Source organism: Janthinobacterium sp. CG_23.3 (genome assembly GCF_046115965.1).
Lineage (GTDB): Bacteria > Pseudomonadota > Gammaproteobacteria > Burkholderiales > Burkholderiaceae_D > Janthinobacterium.
The window spans coordinates 1-17,322 of sequence record NZ_JBJXIB010000008.1 but is presented as its reverse complement, the minus strand read 5'-3'; the positions used below and the strand labels follow the sequence as shown (position 1 = coordinate 17,322).

Below are 17,322 nucleotides of genomic sequence, written 5' to 3'. Positions count from 1 at the left end.
GACGCCGGGCCGCGGCCGGCGCCGGTCGGGTTACGCCCTGGCGGGCTAACCCAACCGGCGAAAATCCTTCGCTGGCGGACCTAGATCATGTCGCCGATCATGGCGACGATCTCGTCGCCGTAGGAGGCCAGCTTCTTCTCGCCGACGCCGCTGACGCCGCGCAGCTGTTCCAGCGAGGTCGGTTGCGCCTTGGCGATTTCGCGCAGCGTGGCGTCGACGAAGATCACGTAGGCCGGCACGTTGTGGGTGCGCGCGGTTTCGACGCGCCACCAGCGCAGCTTGTCGAAGATCGCCTGTTCGCGCGTCGACAGGTCGGTTTCGACGTAGCCCTTGGAGGACGCGCCGGAGCTGCGTTTGGCCGCCTTCACCGGTTTCTGGTACTGGCGCAGCTGGACCTTCTGGCCGCCCTTGAGCACGGGGCGGGCGGCGTCGGTCAGCTTCAGCGAGCTGTATTGTTCGTGGTCGACCGTGACCAGGCCCAGCGCGATGGCCTGGCGCAGGATCGCCTTCCATTCCAGTTCGCTGCGCTCGGCGCCGATGCCGAACACCGACAGCGAGTCGTGGTGCCAGGTCTTGATGCGCTCCGATTCGACGCCGCGCAGCACGTCGATGACGTGGCCGCCGGCGAAGCGCTGGTCGACCCGGTAGATCGCCGACAGCAGCTTTTGCACCGGCACCGTGCCGTCGAAGGAGACCGGCGGCATCAGGCAGTTGTCGCAGTTGCCGCACGGCGTGGCCGGCTCGCCGAAGTATTCGAGCAGGCGCATGCGCCGGCAGCTCAGCGTTTCGCACAGGCCCAGCATGGCGTCGAGTTTGACGCCGAGCACGCGCTTGAAGGTGTCGTCGGCCTCGGACTCGTCGATCATGCGCCGCTGCAGCACCACGTCCTGCAGGCCGTAGGCCATCCAGGCGTTGGCCGGCATGCCGTCGCGCCCGGCGCGCCCGGTTTCCTGGTAATAGCCCTCGATGCTCTTGGGCAGGTCGAGATGGGCGACGAAGCGCACGTCGGGCTTGTCGATGCCCATGCCGAAGGCGATCGTCGCGGTCATGACGATGTTCTCCTCGCGCAGGAAGCGGGCCTGGTTGGCGCTGCGCTTGGCGTAGTCCATGCCGGCGTGGTAGGGCAGCGCGCGGATGCCGTTTTCGTTCAAAAACTCGGCGGTCTCCTCGACCTTCTTGCGCGACAGGCAGTAGACGATGCCGCAGTCGCCGCCGTGTTCGGTGGTGATGAAGTCGAGCAGCTGCTTGCGGCCGGTGCCCTTCTCGACGATCTGGTAGCGGATGTTGGGGCGGTCGAACGAGGAGACGAACTGGCGCGCGTCGCCCAGTTGCAGGCGCATGGCGATTTCGGCGCGCGTCTGCGGGTCGGCGGTGGCCGTCAGGGCGATGCGCGGCACGTCCGGGAACTGCTCGTGCAGCACCGACAGCTTGATGTACTCGGGGCGGAAGTCGTGGCCCCACTGCGACACGCAATGCGCCTCGTCGATGGCGAACAGGGCGATCTTCGAGGCCTGGAACAGGTCCAGGCAGCGCTGCGTCATCAGGCGCTCCGGCGCCACGTAGACCAGGTCGATCTGTCCGGTGCGCACCAGCCGCTCGATGCGGCTGGCTTCCTCGTAGGTCTGGGTCGAGTTCAGGAAGGCGGCGCGCACGCCGACCTCGGCGAGCGCGTCGACCTGGTCCTGCATCAGCGCGATCAGCGGCGAGACGACGACGCCGACGCCGTCGCGCAGCAGCGCCGGGATCTGGTAGCACAGCGACTTGCCGCCGCCGGTCGGCATCAGGACCAGCGCGTCGCCGCCGCCGGCGACGTGTTCGACGATGTCGCCCTGCTGGCCGCGGAAGGCCGGGTAGCCGAAGACGGTTTGCAGCTGGTGCAGCGCCTGCGCCTGGAGGTCCTGGTTGCTCATGTTAGTGCGTCCACACGACCCAGCCGAAATGCGCGCTGGCGATGACGACCAGGCCGAACACGATGCGGTACCAGGCGAAGAAGGTGAAGTCGTGCGAACTGATGTAGCGCAGCAGCCAGCGCACGCACAGGAAGGCCGAGGCGAAGGCGGCCACTGTGCCCAGGCTGAACAAGGGCACGTCGGAGGGCGAGAGCAGCGCGCGCGCCTTGTACAGCTCGTAGGCGGTGGCGCACAGCAGCGTCGGTATCGCCAGGAAGAAGGAAAACTCGGTGGCGGCCTTGCGCGACAGGCCGCTCAGCATGCCGCCGATGATGGTGGCGCCGGAACGGCTGGTGCCGGGAATCAGCGCGCAAGCCTGGGCGCAGCCGACCTTGAAGGCGTCGAGCAGGCTCATGTCGTCGACCGACTCGACCCGCACGGCGATCGGGTTGCTGTGGGCGCGCCGCTCCACCAGCAAAATGATGACGCCGCCGACGATGAAGGCCAGCGCCACCGGCACCGGTTTGAACAGCGCCGCCTTGATGAGCTTGCCCAGCGCCAGGCCGAGCAGCGCCAGCGGCAGGAAGGCCACCAGCAGTTTGAGCAGGAACATCTGCGCCTTGCGCTCGCTGAACAGGCCGCTGGCGACGCTGGCGATGCGCGCGCGGTATTCCCAGCAGACGGCGAGGATGGCGCCGGCCTGGACGACGATCTCGAACACCTCCATGACGTCGCGCGGCACGTCGCCGCTGAAGTCCAGCAGGCTGCCGGCCAAAATCAGGTGGCCGGTCGAGGAGATCGGCAAAAATTCGGTAAAACCTTCAACCAGCCCCATGACGATGGCTTTTAGCGCAAGAATAAGATCCATATGTATTGTTCTGCTACGTACAAATAAGGTGAGTGGGGGAAATGGCGGCGCCGCTTGACGCCCGCGCGGGGTCGAAGCTTACCACGATAGCGGCGCCGCTTCTGATTCGGGCGCAAGCGCGGGCCGCGCGGCGCGCCGTTTGCCGGCGCCGCCCGGCGTTGGTATTCGTTGCGCACGCCTTGGGTATTCGCTTAGCCTGGTTGACCACGGCGCGGCGGCGCGATAGCATCGTCGATGCCGTGCTTTGGGGCAATGACTTTCGTCCCGATATCGACCCCGCGTCCGGCCAACACACGCTGAAAGGAAGTACCGATGAGATTCAACGCAACCCTGCTGGCGCTGGCCCTGGCCGCCGCCTGCTGCGCCGCGCAGGCCGCCGACAAACACCCGCATTGGGCGTACACCGGACACGGCGGCCCGACCCATTGGAGCGAGCTCGACGAGGGATTCTCCGGTTGCAAGCTGGGCAAGGAGCAGTCGCCGATCGACATCCGCAGCGCCACCAAGGCCAGCCTGCAGCCGATCGCCTTCAATTACACCGCCGGCGCCGCCACCGTCGTCAACACCGGCCACACGGTGCAGGTCAACCTGGCCGCCGGCGGCTCGATCACGCTGCCGGACGGCGAATACAAACTGCTGCAATTCCACTTCCACACGCCGAGCGAGGAGAAGATCAACGGCATCGGCTTCCCGCTGGTGGCCCACTTCGTCCACAAGAACGAGGACGGCAAGCTGGCGGTGGTGGCGGTGCTGTTTGAAAAGGGCGCGGCCAACGCGGCGCTGAAGGACGTGTTCGGCGGCCTGCCGGCCAAGGAAAGGGACAGCCGCGAACTGGCCTCCTTCGACCCGGCGGCGGTGCTGCCGGAGCAGCGCGGCTATTACGCCTATATTGGCTCCTTGACCACGCCGCCGTGCAGCGAGGGCGTGCACTGGCAGGTGCTGAAACAACCGGTCGGCCTGTCGCTGGCGCAGTTGAAGGCGTTCCAGAAGCTGTATCCGATGAACGCGCGTCCGATCCAGGCCTTGAACGGGCGCACGCTGGAAGTGAGCGAATAGCGCTCGCCGGATGCGACGCGAGCGGGGGCGTGGTTGCGCAACGCCATCGCGCTGTCGTGCCACCCCGGCGGCGTGCGCGCGCTAGGAAATATGTCACGCAAGCGCGGCGCAATCAAGTAGAGTGGGGTATCCGGGGGCCGAGCCCGGCCCCGACCGCGCGCGAGGTATCCGATACCCATCATGGCTGAACTGGACCAACAGCGGCAACGCCTGACCGTCAAACTGGTCTATTACGGCCCGGCCTTGTCGGGCAAGACCACCAACCTGACGCGCCTGCACGACCTGCTGGCGGCCGAACTCAAGGGCGACATGATGACGCTCGAAACCGAGGGCGACCGCACCCTGTTCTTCGACCTGCTGCCGCTGGGTTTTACCGCGCCGTCCGGCCTGCTGATCAAATTCAAACTGTTTACCGTTCCCGGCCAGGTCGCGCACGACGGCACCCGCAAGGCGGTGCTGTCGCGCGCCGACGGCGTGGTCTTCGTCGCCGACTCGCAGCGCCACCAGGCCAGCAACAACGGCAGCTCGTTCGAGAACTTGATGGCCAACCTGGCCATCCTCGGCTTCGACGTCGGCGCGCTGCCGCTGGTGGTGCAGTTCAACAAGCGCGACCTGGCCGATATCCTCGGCGAGGACGAGATCCGGGCGCGCTGGTCGCAGGCGCCGTGGCCGCTGCTGTTCGCCAGCGCGCTGCAGGGCGGCGGCGTGCTGGCGACCTTCGCCGCGCTGCTCGACGGCCTGTACGACAGCCTGGACCGCCAATACGCGCTGGGCGCCGCGCACGGCCTGAGCCGCGCCGCCTTCGGCGCGGCGCTGGGGGCGCCGGCGTGAGCGCGCCCGACCGCTTCGACCGCGACGCCACGCTCGACGAGCTGCTGCGCGCGCTGCCGCGCGGCCAACTGCCGGCCGCGCTGGGGCGCAGCCTGGGGCCGCACTGGGACCTGCTCGACGTGGACGGCGCGCCGCTGCTGGGGCCGGGCTTGGACGGCGCCGCCGCCGCGCCGCTGGAGGCGCCGCTGCGGCTGGGTATCGACACGCTGGGCCGGCTGCGCGCCGCCGGCGTCGACGCCGCGCAACTGGCCGGCGCCGCCGGCTGGGTCGAGCTGGCGCTGGCCGGCGCCGAGCGCTACCGCATGGCCTCGGAGCTGCACCTGGAGTCGGTGCACGCCGACTACCAGGCGCTGCACGTCCAGCACGCCGCGCTGCAGCAGTCGGAGGCGCGCTACCGCGCCCTGGCGGCCCAGCTCGAGCAGCGCGTGGCGGCCCAGGCGCGCGCCATCGAGCACGCCCAGCGGCAGTTCTTCCACACCGAAAAAATGGCCTCGGTCGGCACGCTGGCGGCCGGCATGGCGCACGAGATCAACAACCCGATCGGCTTCATTCGTAGCAACCTGAGCAGCGCCGCGCTGTACGTCGACAACCTGGCCGAGGCGTTGCTGGCCTACCGCGGCGGCGACGCGGCGGCGGCGCAACTGGCCTGGCAGCGGCACGACATCGACGCCCTGCTGCAAGACTTTCCCGGGCTGCTGGCCGAATCGGCGGCCGGCGCCGACCGCGTCGCCGACATCGTTCACAAGCTCAAGGCCTACGCCAGCGTCGACTGCGCCGTGGCCGCGCCGGCCGACGTCGCCGCGGCGGTGCGCGCGGTGGCCGCGCTGGTGGCCGAGCAACTGCCGGCCAACGCGCGCCTGCAGCTGGACCTGGCGCCGCTGCCGGCGCTGGTCTGCGACCCCGTGCGCATCCAGCAGATGCTGCTGGCGCTGCTGGACAACGCGCGCCAGGCGCTGGGCGGCGACGGCGGCCTGATCCGCGTGTGCGCCCAGGTCGCCGGCGGCGCCATCCAGCTGTCGGTCGAGGACGACGGCTGCGGCGTGGCGGCGGCCGTCGCCGCGCGCGTGTTCGACCCCTTCTTCACCACGCGCGACGTCGGCGGCGGCATGGGGCTGGGCCTGGCGGTGGCGCGCGACATCGCCAGCGCGCACGGCGGCAGCATCGCCCTCGACAGCGGCGGCGCCGGCGCCGGCGCCCGCGTCACGGTGGCGCTGCCGCTGCCGCTGCCGCTGGCCGGCCTGGCCGGGGCGCCGTGAGCGGCGGCTACGCCCACCTGTTTACCGGCGCGCCGGCGCCGCGGCCGGCGTCGGCGGACGAAGCGGCGCCGGCGCGCCACCGCATCCTGCTGGTCGACGACGAGCCGAGCGTGCTGGCGGCGCTGCGCCGCGTGTTCCGCCAGGAAAACTACGACGTGGTGCTGTGCAACGAGCCGAAGGAGGCGCTGGCGCGCCTGGCCGCCGAGTCCTTCCACCTCTTGATCAGCGACTACATGATGCCCGGCATGACCGGCGGCGAGCTGCTCAAGCAGGCCCGCGCGCTGCACCCGGACATGATCCGCATCATGCTCACCGGCCACGCCGACGTCAACGCGGTGGTCGGCGCGATGAAGAGCGGCGCGGTCTACAAGTTCATCCTCAAGCCGTGGGACGACGACGACCTGCGCGTCACCGTCGCGCTGGCGCTGGAGCAGCACCAGCTGATCCAGAAAAACAAGAGCCTGAAGCGCGACAACCAGGCCAAGAGCCACGAGATCGAGCAGCTGGCCAAGTTCGGCGTGTCCAACCGCAGCCAGTTGGCGGTGATGCTGAACAAGCGCGGCATGCTCAACAACGCCCAGGTGCAGGAATTGATGCGCATCCAGCAGCAGCGCAAGGCGCCGATGATCAAGCTTATCGTCGAGCGCGGCTGGCTGACGGAAAAGGCGATGCACGACGTGATCGGCAAGCAATTGCTGATCCAGCAAGTCACGCTCGACGAGTACAGCGTCGACGCCGGCGTCGCCGCGCTGGTGCCGAGCGCGCTGTGCCAGCGCCAGCACGTGGTGCCGCTGGCCATCGACAGCCGCCGCCTGACGCTGGCGATGGCCGACCCGCTCGACGTCGGCCTGCTCGACGATTTGCGCTTCGTCACCGGGCTGGAGATCGCGCCGGTGCTGGCCTCGATGACGGCGATCCAGCGCAAGGTCGCCGAGGTCTACGAGTGCGGCGCCGAGCTGTCCGACGTGGCCGCCGAGTTCGGCTCGGCCGACCCGTACGAGGGCATCGAGATCCTGATCGAGGACGACGACGAGCAAAGCCTGGAGGAATTGTTGCAGGGCACCGACGAGCCGCCGGCGATCCGCCTGGTGAACTCGATCCTGGTCGAGGCGATCCGCCTGGGCGCCTCCGACGTCCACATCCAGCCGCGCGCCAAGAACGTGATGGTGCGCCTGCGCATCGACGGCGTGCTCAGCGACAAGATCCAGATTCCGCACAATATGCACCAGTCCATCGTCTCGCGCATCAAGGTTATGGCCGAGCTCGACATCTCCGAGCGGCGCCGGCCGCAGGACGGCCGCCTGGCCGTGAAGACGCCCAAGCGCGTGGTCGACCTGCGCGTGTCGACGCTGCCGACCATCAACGGCGAAAAAATCGTCATGCGCATCCTCGACCGCAACGCCGCCGTGGTGCGGCTCGACGGGCTCGGCTTCGGCCCGGCCGACCTGGCCGGCATCAACCACGCCTGCGCCAAGCCGCAGGGCATCATCCTGGCCACCGGACCGACCGGCAGCGGCAAGACCACCACCTTGTACAGCCTGCTGCAAAGCAACGCCACGCCGGAAAAGAACTATCTGACCATCGAAGACCCGGTCGAGTACTACCTCGACACGGCCGGCCAGGTGTTGGTGCGCGAGAAGATCGGCATGACCTTCCCGTTGATCCTGCGCGCCATATTGCGGCAAGACCCGGACGTGCTGCTGATCGGCGAAATCCGCGACTTCGAGACCGCCGAGGTGGCCTTCCACGCGGCGCTGACCGGCCACCAGGTGTTTTCCACGCTGCACACCAACTCGGCGCTGGCGTCGATATCGCGGCTGTTCGACCTGGGGCTCAAACCCTTCGTTATCGCCACCGCGCTGGAGGCGGTGATCGCGCAGCGCTTGGTGCGGCGCAGCTGCGAAGGCTGCCGCGCCGAGGTCGAGCCGGACGGGCACCTGCTGACCTTGCTGGGCGGGCGCTTCGCCAGCGGCATCACCAAGGCCTACAAGGGCGCCGGCTGCGCCGCCTGCCACGGCAGCGGCTACAAGGGCCGGCTCGGCCTGTACGAATTGCTGGTGCCGGACAACCACCTGCGCCACCTGATCGCCACCGTCGCGCCGGTCACCGAAATGGCCGACTACGCTGCCGGCCAGGGCTTCTCGACGCTGCGCGACGACGCCTTCAACAAGGTGCAAAGCGGCGTCACGACGCTGGAGGAAGTGCTGCGCGTGCTCGGCCCGGGCTAGCGCCGTCCGGGGCGGACGCTCGGGGTCTGGGCGCGGCTCTTTGCCGTGGCTTGATGTGCGCTATCGCCGGCCCGCTAACGGGCCTTGGCCGGGGCGCCGATGCGCGCGCTGGCCGCCACCAGCAGCAGCGCGCAGCCGAGTCCGGCAAACGCGACGTTCAGACTGGTGGCGTGGGCGACGAAGCCGATCAGCGCCGGCCCGGCCAGGATGCCGGCGTAGCCCAGCGTGGTGATGGCCGACACGGCCAGGCTGGCCGGCATGGCGCGCTGGTTGCCGGCGGCGGTAAACAGGATCGGCACGATATTCGCGGCGCCTAGCCCGATCAGCACGAAGCCGAGCAGGCTGCCGTTGACCGACGGCGCCAGCACCGTCAGGAAAAACCCTGCGGCCGCGCACAGCCCGCCCAGCAGCAGCACGCGGCGGCCGCCGAAGCGGCGCACGATGTAGTCGCCGCTGAAGCGCCCGGCCGTCATGGCGATGGCGAAGGCGGCGTAAGCGAGGCCGCCGCGGGCGGCGTCGACGCCGCGGCTGCCGGTCAGCAGCAGCGCGCTCCAGTCGAGGATGGAACCCTCGGCCAGGAAGACGATAAAGCACAGCAGGCCGAGTACGATCACCGAGCCGTGCGGCATGACGAACAGCGGCCCGTCGCGCGCTTCCTGCTCGGCGCCGCGCAGCAATTGCGGGCCGGCCGCCAGCAACAACGCCACCAGCAGCGCGACGATCGCCACGCAGGCCCAGCCGGGCGCCACGCCCAGCCACAGCAGCAGCGCCACGCAGCCGGCGCCGGCGAAGCCGCCGACGCTGAACAGCGCGTGGAAGCCCGACATCAACGCGCCGCCGCTGGCCTTTTCAATGATCACCGCCTGGATATTGATGCAAACGTCGAAGGTGCCGATGGCCGCGCCGAACAGCAGTAACACCAGGGCCAATTGCAGCGGGGTGGCGGCCAGGGCCAGGCCGGGCAGCGCCAGGCACAACAGCGCGCCGGAGGCCAGGATCACGCGGCGGCAGCCGAAGCGGGCCGCCAGCGCGCCGGTCAGCGGCATCGCCAGCAGCGAGCCGGCGCCCAGGCACAGCAGTAGCAGGCCGAGCGCGCCCTCGCTCAGGCCGAGGCGCACCTTGGCGTAGGGCACCAGCGGGGCCCAGGCGGCCATCGCCAGGCCGGCGGTGAAGAAGACCAGGCGGGTCGCGCGTCGTTGCGGGGGGCCGATGCTGTTCATAGTGTGTCTTGGTGGGGTGGCGAAATGGTGGCGGAGGCGGTTCAGGCGGCATCGGCGCGCAGGATGTGCACGCCCAGCTGGGCGAAGGCGCCGAGCCGGGCCGGGTCGGCGTCGTGTTCGACGACCAGGTGGCCCAGGTGGGAGGCCGGCAGCACCGTGAACGGCGCGGCGGTGCCGAGCTTGGCGCTGGTGGCGGCCACCAGCACCGCCTTGCTCATGCCGGCGACGGCGCGCTTGAATTCGGCGTCCTCGTAGCTGAAGGCGGTGATGCCGGCGTCGGCGTCGACGCCGCAGGCGCCCAGGAAGCACAGGTCGGCGCGGATCTGCTCGGCGTCGCGCAGCGCCTTGACGCCCAGGCTGGCGCCGGCGCTGCGGTCGAGCCGGCCGCCGATCAGGATGACTTCGATGTTGGGCCGGTCGAGCAGGGCCACCGCGATGCCCGGCGCGTTCGTCGCCACGGTCAGCGGCAGGTCCGGCAGCGCCTCGGCGATCGCCATATTGGTCGAGCCGGCGTCGAAAAACAGCACGCTGTTGGCGCGCACCAGCGTCACGGCGGCCTGGGCCAAGCGCCACTTGCGGTCGGGCGCCTCGGCGCGGCGCTCGCTCAGCGTGCCGCCGGCGGCCGGCGCCAGCGGCAGCGCGCCGCCGTAGACGCGGGTGCACAACCCGGCGGCGGCCAGGTCGCGCAGATCGCGCCGGATCGTATCTTCCGAGACATTCAATTGCGTCGCCAGGTCCAGCGCCAGCACCCGTCCCTCGGCCAGCAAGCGTTGTTGAATCAGGGCGTGGCGTTCTTTCAGCAGCAGATTCGGCGTGGGCATAGGTGGGGTAATCGTGCAGAAATGCGTACAAATATACGCAAACGTGCAGAAACAGTCAACCGATTCCCGCAAAAACATCATGGTCCGCGGCCCGGCACTGCTAAAAATCAAGCAGAGGCAAACAGCCGCGGTGAAACCCTGGCGGTCTGACCCTGCGAACCGGTGCTGCGCAGCTTCCGGCCGCGTTGAGCGACGGGCTAGGGTCGAATTGACGCGTCCGGCGTCGGCGCGGTGGCGCGCTCCAGCGCATCCAGCCACTGCATCGCGTGTTCGCGGCTGGTGCCGCACATCTCGTCCGACGGCTGCAGTCCGGCGCAAAACGCGGGCCGTTCCGGCTTGCCGAAAATGCGGCAGCGGTTGTCGTCGCCCAGCTGGATACATCGCGCCCCTGCGGCCTTGCCGTTGGGCATGCCAGGAATCGGACTGGTAATGGAAGGGGCGGTGCAGCACGCGCCGCAGTTGTCACGGCAATTCATGCAGCCCCTTGGGCGACGGCCGCAGGGTTTTCTTTGTGGCGCATTGGCAATTCCTGAAGCGGCGCCGCTTCCACATCGGAAGCCGGCCAGCCGCCAAGTATACACGCCTGCGTCAGCCGCCTGCTTTGCGGTTGTCGCGGCTGTATGCGCCGGCGCCGAAGGCGACCGTTGGCTCGCTTGGGTTGCCGCTAAGTAATGGAAAGCAAGGGCGTGACCCCGGCTCGTCGTCTTTGCTCGATTCCAGCGTTACCCGCGCGCCGGCTCACGGCGCGGCGCGGGCGGCGGAGCGCCGCGCCGTCCAGGTAAAGCCGACGCCGGCCGACCAGCCGCTGTGTTGCCGGAAAAGCGGGCTGGCGCGGTTGGCGGCGCCGGCGTAGTTGTCGTAGCGAAGCAGGCCGAACACGCGCCAGTCCGCATCCAGCCGGCGCCAGCCGCTGACGCCGGCGCGCGCCAGCAGCAGGCCGGCGTCCGCTTGGTAGGCCGGGCGCTGCGGCGTCGCGTACGCCGGATCCACCTGGTAAAAATAGGCGTGCAACTGGCGATCGGCGGCCATGACGCCCAGGTTGCCGTCCAGCCCCCACACGCCGGCCCGGCCGGTTTCATAGACCAGCCGGGCTTCCAGCGACAAGCCCTGGCGGCGCGGGCCGCGCGGCGCGAACACGGCGCGCAGCGGCAGTTCCAGCCGCAGGCCGCTGTCGGCGTCGACGCGGGCCAGTTCGACTTTCAGGCGCGGCCCGAATTCCAGCAGCCAGTCCAGGTCCGGCATGCCGCGCCGCGCCGGGATGCCGGCCGACGGCGCCGGCAGCGACAGCGCGAAGCCGATGTCGAGTTCGGTGTTGCCGGCGCGCAGCAGGCGGGCGTCGACGCCGGAGCGGTCGGCGCGCAGCACCGGGCCGCGGTAAATAAGGAACGGCGCCATCAGCGCGCGGCCGGCGCGTCGGTTCGAACCGGGATAGGCCGGCGTCGACAGGGCGCCGCCCAGCAGCCCCACTTCCCACAAGGGCGGCGCGCCGGCGTCGGCCGCATTGGCGCCGGCGGCGCCTGCCAGCAGCAGCATGGCAATCCCCGACAGATGGCGTAGTGGCGTCATGGGCAACCCGATCCGGTAAAGGTAGGGCAAGCGCCGGCGCCTTGCCTGACACAGTTGGACGCCATGGCGCCGAACTGGTTCATGGGTAGGCGGCGAGAGCATCCAGCGTCGCCTTCGTCTGTGCGGTTGCGCACATGGAGAGAAAATTTTGTCTGAAGAACCAACGAATTATGGTCTTTCTTATATTATGTCGACCGGTGCACTATCTTTACGACTGCAATCCATGACCACAGACACGCAAGACCACCCTTTTGCCGGCTTGAATTCGCTCGGTTTGATGACCGACGCGCAACGCGGTTTGGCATTGGCGCATCCGCGCTACGACGAGGTCGCCTTCGATGATGACCTGGTCCGTCATCTGGTGTGGCTGGTATCGGTGGGCATCTTGTCGGAGCGGGCGCTGGCCGAAAAGGCGGCCGAGCGCCTGCTTGCCAGGCGCCAGGGCGAAGCGTTTGAGGAACGCAAGGCGGTGTTGGAGCAGACCATGAAGACCTTGCTGGCGCTGCGCCGCGAGGCCAACCGGCAGGCCATCGCGACACTGTGCGCCGAGGGCTTGATCAGCGTTGCCGAGCGCAGCGCCGCGACGCGGCGGGCGCCGTCGGAACGGGCGTTCGGCTCGCCGGCGGCGGCGCTGGCCTGGATGGTCATGAGCGGCTTGCTCGAACGCGCCCAGTTCGACCAGTTGCGCGCCCGCGTGCGCGCCGAACGCTCGGGCGCCGCCCGCGCCAGGTCGAAGATCGTCGAACAGGCACGCGTTACGTTGCGCCAGGCGCGCCGCGCGCTGCTGGCGGCGTTCTGGCGCCAGGTCCTGCCCGGCTCGCCCTGGCTGTGGCTGGGCGGCGTGGCGCTGGTGTTGGGCGGCCCGCTCTGGTACCTGTTGATGCCGGTTGCCGTGCCCGCGTGCGACGCCGCGCTGACCGTCAACACGGTCAGAAACATGTTATTCCTGGCGCACGTCTCGGCGCGCCAGGACGCGCGCCTGGTCGAGGCGCCGGCCGGCGCGCCGTCGTTGGGCGAGGTGAGGGAGGTCGGTTACGCCAGCGGCCCGCGGCTGCGCGGCTGCGCGGCCAAGCTCGACGACCACGGCATTCGCACGCCGTACGCCTACACGATCGGGCCGGCGGCCGACGACAGCGCGCAGTTCGACATCACCGGCGCCGAGCCGGCCCTGGTGGCGGCGCGCTTCGGCCGGATCGACCCGGACGGCGGCTTCGGCAACAAAGCCGAGCCGGTCGGGCGCGACCAGCTGGAGCGCGCCTTCCGCGCCGGCGTCGACACGCTGCGGCACGACGCCACCAGCGCGCGCCACGCGCTGATGCTGGAACAGATGCGGCGCGCCTCGGCGGTGTCGCGTAGCGCCCGCGAGCGCCTGCGCGAAATCGCCGAACTCGAGCCGCTGGGCGCCTGCCGGGTGCTCAAGCCGGGCACCCAGTACGCCTGCCGCCTAATGTTCGAGCGCAACGACCCGCTGCTCGCCGCCATCGGCGTCGGCTCCTCCACCGTCTTGCAGGCCGACTTTACGTTTGAGCGCAGCGCCGGTGGCCAGACGTGGCGGGTGGCGCCGACGTTTGCCGAGGAATTTAGCCGGGCCGTCGGCGGCCAGCGCGGCGAGCCGCTGAAGATGGGCATGTCGCAGAGCGCCGCGCTGCCGCCGCAGCAGTAAGCCTGCGCTGTCGGCGCTCCGCTCGACAGGCGTTTCCGGCACAGCCGGAAGCGGTTGCCATCATCTTGTCCTTTAGTAACGCCACTGCACGGTCAATTCGGCGTGGCGCCGGTCGCCCAGCAGGTATTGGCTGGCGCTGTACGAGGTGCTGGCGTACAGCTTGTCGGTCAGGTTGCGCAGGTTCAGTTGCACCTGCACATTACGGTTGACGTTCCAGCCCAGCGTGGCGTCCAGCGTGGTATAGGCCGGAAGCGACTGCGTATTACCATTGTCGATGAAACGTTCGCCGACGTAGCGCGCGCCGGTGCCGGCGCGCCAGCCGTTGGCGCGGTAGCTGAGCCAGAGGTTGGCCGAGGTCTTCGGCACGTCGGCGGGACGGTTGCCGGCGCGCGACACGTTGCCAGCTTCGATCAGCTGGTCGAAGCTGGCGTCGGTGTAGGCGGCGTTCGCTTCCAGAAGCCATGCCGGCGCCAGGGCCACGCTGGCGCCGATCTCAACCCCCTGCGACGATTGCGCGCCGCCCTGGATCGACAGCGCCGGATTTGCCGGGTCGCGCGTGACGATGTCATCCTTGCGTATGCGGTACAGCGCGGCGGTCCATTCCGCCTTGCCGTTGGCCAACGACTGCTTGACGCCGCCTTCCACCTGGCGCGACCGGGTCAGCTGGTAGCGGCTGTTGGACAGGTTCAGCGACAGCAGGCTGGTGACCGGATCGCTGCCGCTACTGAACTGGCCGTACAGCGACGTATCGGCCGCCGGCTTCCAGGTCAGGCCGAGCCGCGCCGCGGTCGACTGAAGCGTCGACGTGAAGCCGGCCGCCCCCAGCAGGCTGACGCGCTCGACCTTGTAGCGGTCGTGGCGCAGGCCCGCCAGCAGCAGCAGCCGTTCGCCGAGTTTATAGGCGTCCTCGACATACAGCGCGTTGGTGACTGTGTGCGTGCTGAAGTTCGGACGCAAGGGATCGGGGCTGTCGAACAGGCCCGGTTTGAAACCGGTCGGCGCCACGCTCGACGCGCCGCCGTACGGCGAGTTGTTGGTGTGGGTGAAATTGACCGTGGCGGCCTCCCAGCCGGCCGCGACGCGGTTGGCGCCGCCGTCCCAGCGCGCCTCGAGGCGGTTGCCGGTCTGTTCCTGGTCGTGCTGGATGGCGATGTAGTCGCTGCGCTCGACCACGTCCGCCGCCGCGTGGTAAACATAGTTTTCGGCGTTGCGCCAGTTGCGGCGCGCTGTCATATAGGCCAGTTCGTTGCTAATGGTCAGCGTCGGCGCCACGCGCCAAGTCAGACGGGCCACCGCCTTGTCGTCGACGAAGTCGATGTCGGCGTCGCCCACGTTGTAGTTTTGGCCGCGCAGCGCGCCCGCGATGCCGCCATTCACCAGCGGCGTGCCGAAGTAGCGCTGCGGTTTCTGTTCGAGATGGTCGAGCTGCATGTCGAGGTCCAGCTCGGGCGTCAGGGCGTAGCTCAGGCTGGTGAGCACTTTGCCGTGGCGCGCCTGGCCCCGGTCGAGCATGCCGTCGCCGCGGTCGGCGTAGGCGTCGAGGCGGAACGCGCCGTTCTCCCCCAGCGCGCCGGTGGCGCCGACGCCGCCTCGCAGCGCCCGGCCGCCACCGATGCCGGCCATCGCCTCCAGCGAGGCGGCGCGCGTCGGCGCCTTGCGCACGGCGTTGATGGTGGCGCCGGTGGTGCCGCTGCCGTAGACAACCGAACTCGGGCCGCGCAGCACTTCGATGTATTCATAACCCCAGGGATCGGACGGATAGGTCGCCGTGCCCGAGGCCACCTGCGGGCGCTGGCCGTTTTCCAGCTGGGCGATGGCGCCGTTGCCGCTGAAGCCGCGCGCCGAGTAGGCTACGCCGTTGCCGGGCGAGCTGATATCGGTCAGACCCGTGGTGCGGGTGACGGCGTCCTTGACTTGCAGGTCGCCGCGCGACTGCATGGTATCGGCGCTGAGCGACTCGACGCTGGCGGGCAGCTCCTGCGCCGTCAGGCTCAGCCGGCTGGCCGTGGCGTTCTGGCGTTGCAATCCCATTCCCTCATGCGCGAGAGCCCCTTGTACGGTCACGGTCGGCATCACCGCGGTCTGCTGGGCCCAGGCGCCGGACACGCACAGCAGTGCGATGGCGGTGGCGATGGGGCGGATGGGCGTGGAACAAGCTGGGCTGGAATGGGTCATGGAGGCGTCTACGTGGTGAATTGCCGGGAAATCCCGGGGGTGAGTTCGCGACGGCGCACGCGGCCGCGCCGGCGCGCGCCGCGCGCGCAGGGCGAACGGACGCGCGCACGGCTGCGGCGTGCGATTGCGTTGGCAAAACGAAAAAAAAGACGAACAAATAACAGGCAAAACCACACCCCGGGTTTTGCGCATGCATCGTGACTGGCCGGTCTTCTGGCTTGCCGTCATCCTTCCCTGGTCCTGCCTTCCCGTGCGATGCACAGTGGCGTTCGATCAAAGTCGTCAGGCATACAGCAGCGGGGGCTGCGCCGGACTGGCGCGAGATGGAAATCTCGCGCGTCACCGGCTTCCCGTTTCACCCTCCAACCGACAAGCGGGAGGGCACCATTCACGTATTGGGGCGCATTTTACATGGAGAAAAGTGTAGTTGTCACAATATTTCTGACGCTGGCGCTGGAATTCCTCGCGCTGAGTTCCAAGGCGAGGCATGTGTCAAACTAGTTGAGAAAGCACTTCCGTGGCAGTCGTCGGTGGTTCGCTAACCCGACCTACGGAAACCGCGCTACTTGCAAGCAAAGCCGCACGATGACTCTACATTCAGTTCGAGGACAACAAGGTGTCTAAGCAGCTGCGCACTAATCTAGCGAATCTAGCCCTGGGTACGGAGCGTGTCAATGACTTTGAAACACCTGGTTGAATCGGCGAGAGTCTAAATCTCGTATTTCAGGCAGCTTTTTTCTCCATTGGTGGCGGGTTGATCCAAGCCGACGTCGGCAATTTTTGCGGCTGTGGCATGCGGTGTTTGAAGCGGTTCGGCGTGCGCTGGAAAGCGATTGCCAGAGTGGTTTGTCGTTGCTTGCGCACTTCGGCGGCGCGGCCGGTGTGAACGCTCTCAGGCGTCATCATGCCGATGCCGGAATGGCGGTGCTGTCGGTTGTACCAAGAGAAGAACTGGACACAGTGCGCGCGCGCGTCGGCCAGCGAGCCAAAGCGTGGCGGAAAGCCGGGCTGGTACTTCATGGTTTTGAATTGCGCCTCCGAGTACGGGTTGTCGTCGGAGACGTAAGGCCTGCTGTGCGACTTGGCGATGCCCAGGTCGCACAGCAGCGTGGCCACCGCCTTGGAGCGCATGCTGCTGCCCCGGTCGGCATGCAAGGTTAGCGTTCCCGGTGCGATGCATTCCTTGGCGGCGCTGTCGGCAATGAGCTGCTCGGCCAGCTCGGCGGTTTCCTGCTCGGCCACCATCCAGCCGACGACGTAGCGGCTGAAGATGTCGAGAATGACATACAGGTGGAAGCAGGTGCCCCTGACCGGACCCTTCAACTTCGTGATGTCCCAACTCCAGACTTGATTGGGCACCACGGCCAGCAGTTCCGGTTTGGCGTACTCGGGATGGCGTAGTTGGTCGCGGCGCTCGCGCACCGCGGCACAGCCTTGCAACAGGCGGTACATGGTGCGCACCGAGGCCACGTAACGTCCCTCGTCGAGTAACTGGGCGTGAATGGCCGCCGGAGCGCAATTGGCGAAGCGTGGGCTGTTGAGCACGTCGAGCACCACGCGGCGCTCCAGCTCCGACAGCGCCAGCGGCGGTCGCCGGGCCGGTGCTGCGGTGGCCGGCAATGGACAGACGTGGCAAGCGGCTCGGTCGCGATACAGGGCGCTGCGTGGCAGGCGCAGGGCGCGGCAGGCGGCGGCCACGCCGACCTGTTCAACGAGGCTCTTGGCGGCGCTGATCACTTCGGCTCGCTC

13 protein-coding genes and 1 riboswitch are annotated in these 17,322 nt (G+C 68.6%); of the genes, 5 read left to right on the top strand and 8 right to left on the bottom strand.

The window, feature by feature from the left end; genetic code table 11:
- Nucleotides 1–80: 80 nt before the first annotated feature.
- Both recQ and ACFDR9_RS04135 read right to left on the bottom strand, forming a co-directional pair.
- Complete coding sequence (gene recQ, locus ACFDR9_RS04140) at nt 81–1,910, bottom strand: DNA helicase RecQ (protein WP_409030166.1); 1,830 nt, start codon at nt 1,908–1,910, stop codon at nt 81–83.
- Between the two features lies 1 nt (nt 1,911).
- Nucleotides 1,912–2,757 carry an undecaprenyl-diphosphate phosphatase gene (locus ACFDR9_RS04135; protein ID WP_409030165.1) on the bottom strand — a complete coding sequence of 282 codons (846 nt, stop codon included), beginning with the start codon at nt 2,755–2,757 and terminating at the stop codon, nt 1,912–1,914.
- A 312-nt stretch (nt 2,758–3,069) separates the two neighbouring features.
- Here ACFDR9_RS04135 and ACFDR9_RS04130 point away from each other — a divergent pair, with 312 nt between their 5' ends.
- The 4 genes from ACFDR9_RS04130 (at nt 3,070) to ACFDR9_RS04115 (ending at nt 8,128) form a co-directional block, all read left to right on the top strand.
- A complete protein-coding gene (locus ACFDR9_RS04130) occupies nt 3,070–3,813 on the top strand; it encodes a carbonic anhydrase (protein ID WP_409030164.1) in 744 nt (247 codons plus the stop codon).
- Between the two features lie 180 nt (nt 3,814–3,993).
- The gene (locus ACFDR9_RS04125) at nt 3,994–4,644 is read left to right on the top strand and encodes an ATP/GTP-binding protein (protein WP_017879445.1); all 651 of its coding nucleotides are present in this window, start codon (nt 3,994–3,996) and stop codon (nt 4,642–4,644) included.
- Entirely contained in the window at nt 4,641–5,900 is a 1,260-nt protein-coding gene (locus ACFDR9_RS04120; protein WP_409030163.1) for a sensor histidine kinase, read from the top strand. Before ACFDR9_RS04125 ends, ACFDR9_RS04120 begins: the two co-directional genes overlap by 4 nt.
- Nucleotides 5,897–8,128 carry an ATPase, T2SS/T4P/T4SS family gene (locus ACFDR9_RS04115; RefSeq protein ID WP_017879443.1) on the top strand — a complete coding sequence of 744 codons (2,232 nt, stop codon included), beginning with the start codon at nt 5,897–5,899 and terminating at the stop codon, nt 8,126–8,128. The genes ACFDR9_RS04120 and ACFDR9_RS04115 overlap by 4 nt, the downstream gene beginning before the upstream one ends.
- Nucleotides 8,129–8,202: 74 nt before the next feature.
- Here ACFDR9_RS04115 and ACFDR9_RS04110 read toward each other — a convergent pair whose 3' ends face one another.
- The 4 genes from ACFDR9_RS04110 to ACFDR9_RS04095 form a co-directional block, all read right to left on the bottom strand.
- Complete coding sequence (locus tag ACFDR9_RS04110) at nt 8,203–9,348, bottom strand: MFS transporter (protein WP_409030162.1); 1,146 nt, start codon at nt 9,346–9,348, stop codon at nt 8,203–8,205.
- 41 nt (nt 9,349–9,389) lie between these two features.
- Entirely contained in the window at nt 9,390–10,169 is a 780-nt protein-coding gene (locus tag ACFDR9_RS04105) for a DeoR/GlpR family DNA-binding transcription regulator (RefSeq protein WP_409030161.1), read from the bottom strand.
- 197 nt (nt 10,170–10,366) lie between these two features.
- The gene (locus ACFDR9_RS04100) at nt 10,367–10,645 is read right to left on the bottom strand and encodes a YkgJ family cysteine cluster protein (protein ID WP_409030160.1); all 279 of its coding nucleotides are present in this window, start codon (nt 10,643–10,645) and stop codon (nt 10,367–10,369) included.
- A gap of 262 nt (nt 10,646–10,907) precedes the next feature.
- Nucleotides 10,908–11,702 (bottom strand): MipA/OmpV family protein, encoded by a 795-nt coding sequence (locus ACFDR9_RS04095; RefSeq protein WP_409030159.1) that lies wholly within the window; start codon nt 11,700–11,702, stop codon nt 10,908–10,910.
- Nucleotides 11,703–11,958: 256 nt separating this feature from the next.
- Between ACFDR9_RS04095 and ACFDR9_RS04090 the strand changes: the two genes are divergently transcribed.
- Complete coding sequence (locus tag ACFDR9_RS04090; RefSeq protein ID WP_409030158.1) at nt 11,959–13,398, top strand: hypothetical protein; 1,440 nt, start codon at nt 11,959–11,961, stop codon at nt 13,396–13,398.
- A gap of 72 nt (nt 13,399–13,470) precedes the next feature.
- Here ACFDR9_RS04090 and ACFDR9_RS04085 read toward each other — a convergent pair whose 3' ends face one another.
- Complete coding sequence (locus ACFDR9_RS04085) at nt 13,471–15,573, bottom strand: TonB-dependent receptor (RefSeq protein WP_409030157.1); 2,103 nt, start codon at nt 15,571–15,573, stop codon at nt 13,471–13,473.
- Nucleotides 15,574–15,758: 185 nt separating this feature from the next.
- Nucleotides 15,759–15,977, bottom strand: a riboswitch (cobalamin riboswitch).
- Nucleotides 15,978–16,296: 319 nt separating this feature from the next.
- Nucleotides 16,297–17,310: an IS3 family transposase gene (locus tag ACFDR9_RS04080; protein ID WP_409030205.1), complete on the bottom strand. Its 1,014-nt coding sequence runs from the start codon at nt 17,308–17,310 to the stop codon at nt 16,297–16,299.
- Between the last annotated feature and the right edge of the window lie 12 nt (nt 17,311–17,322).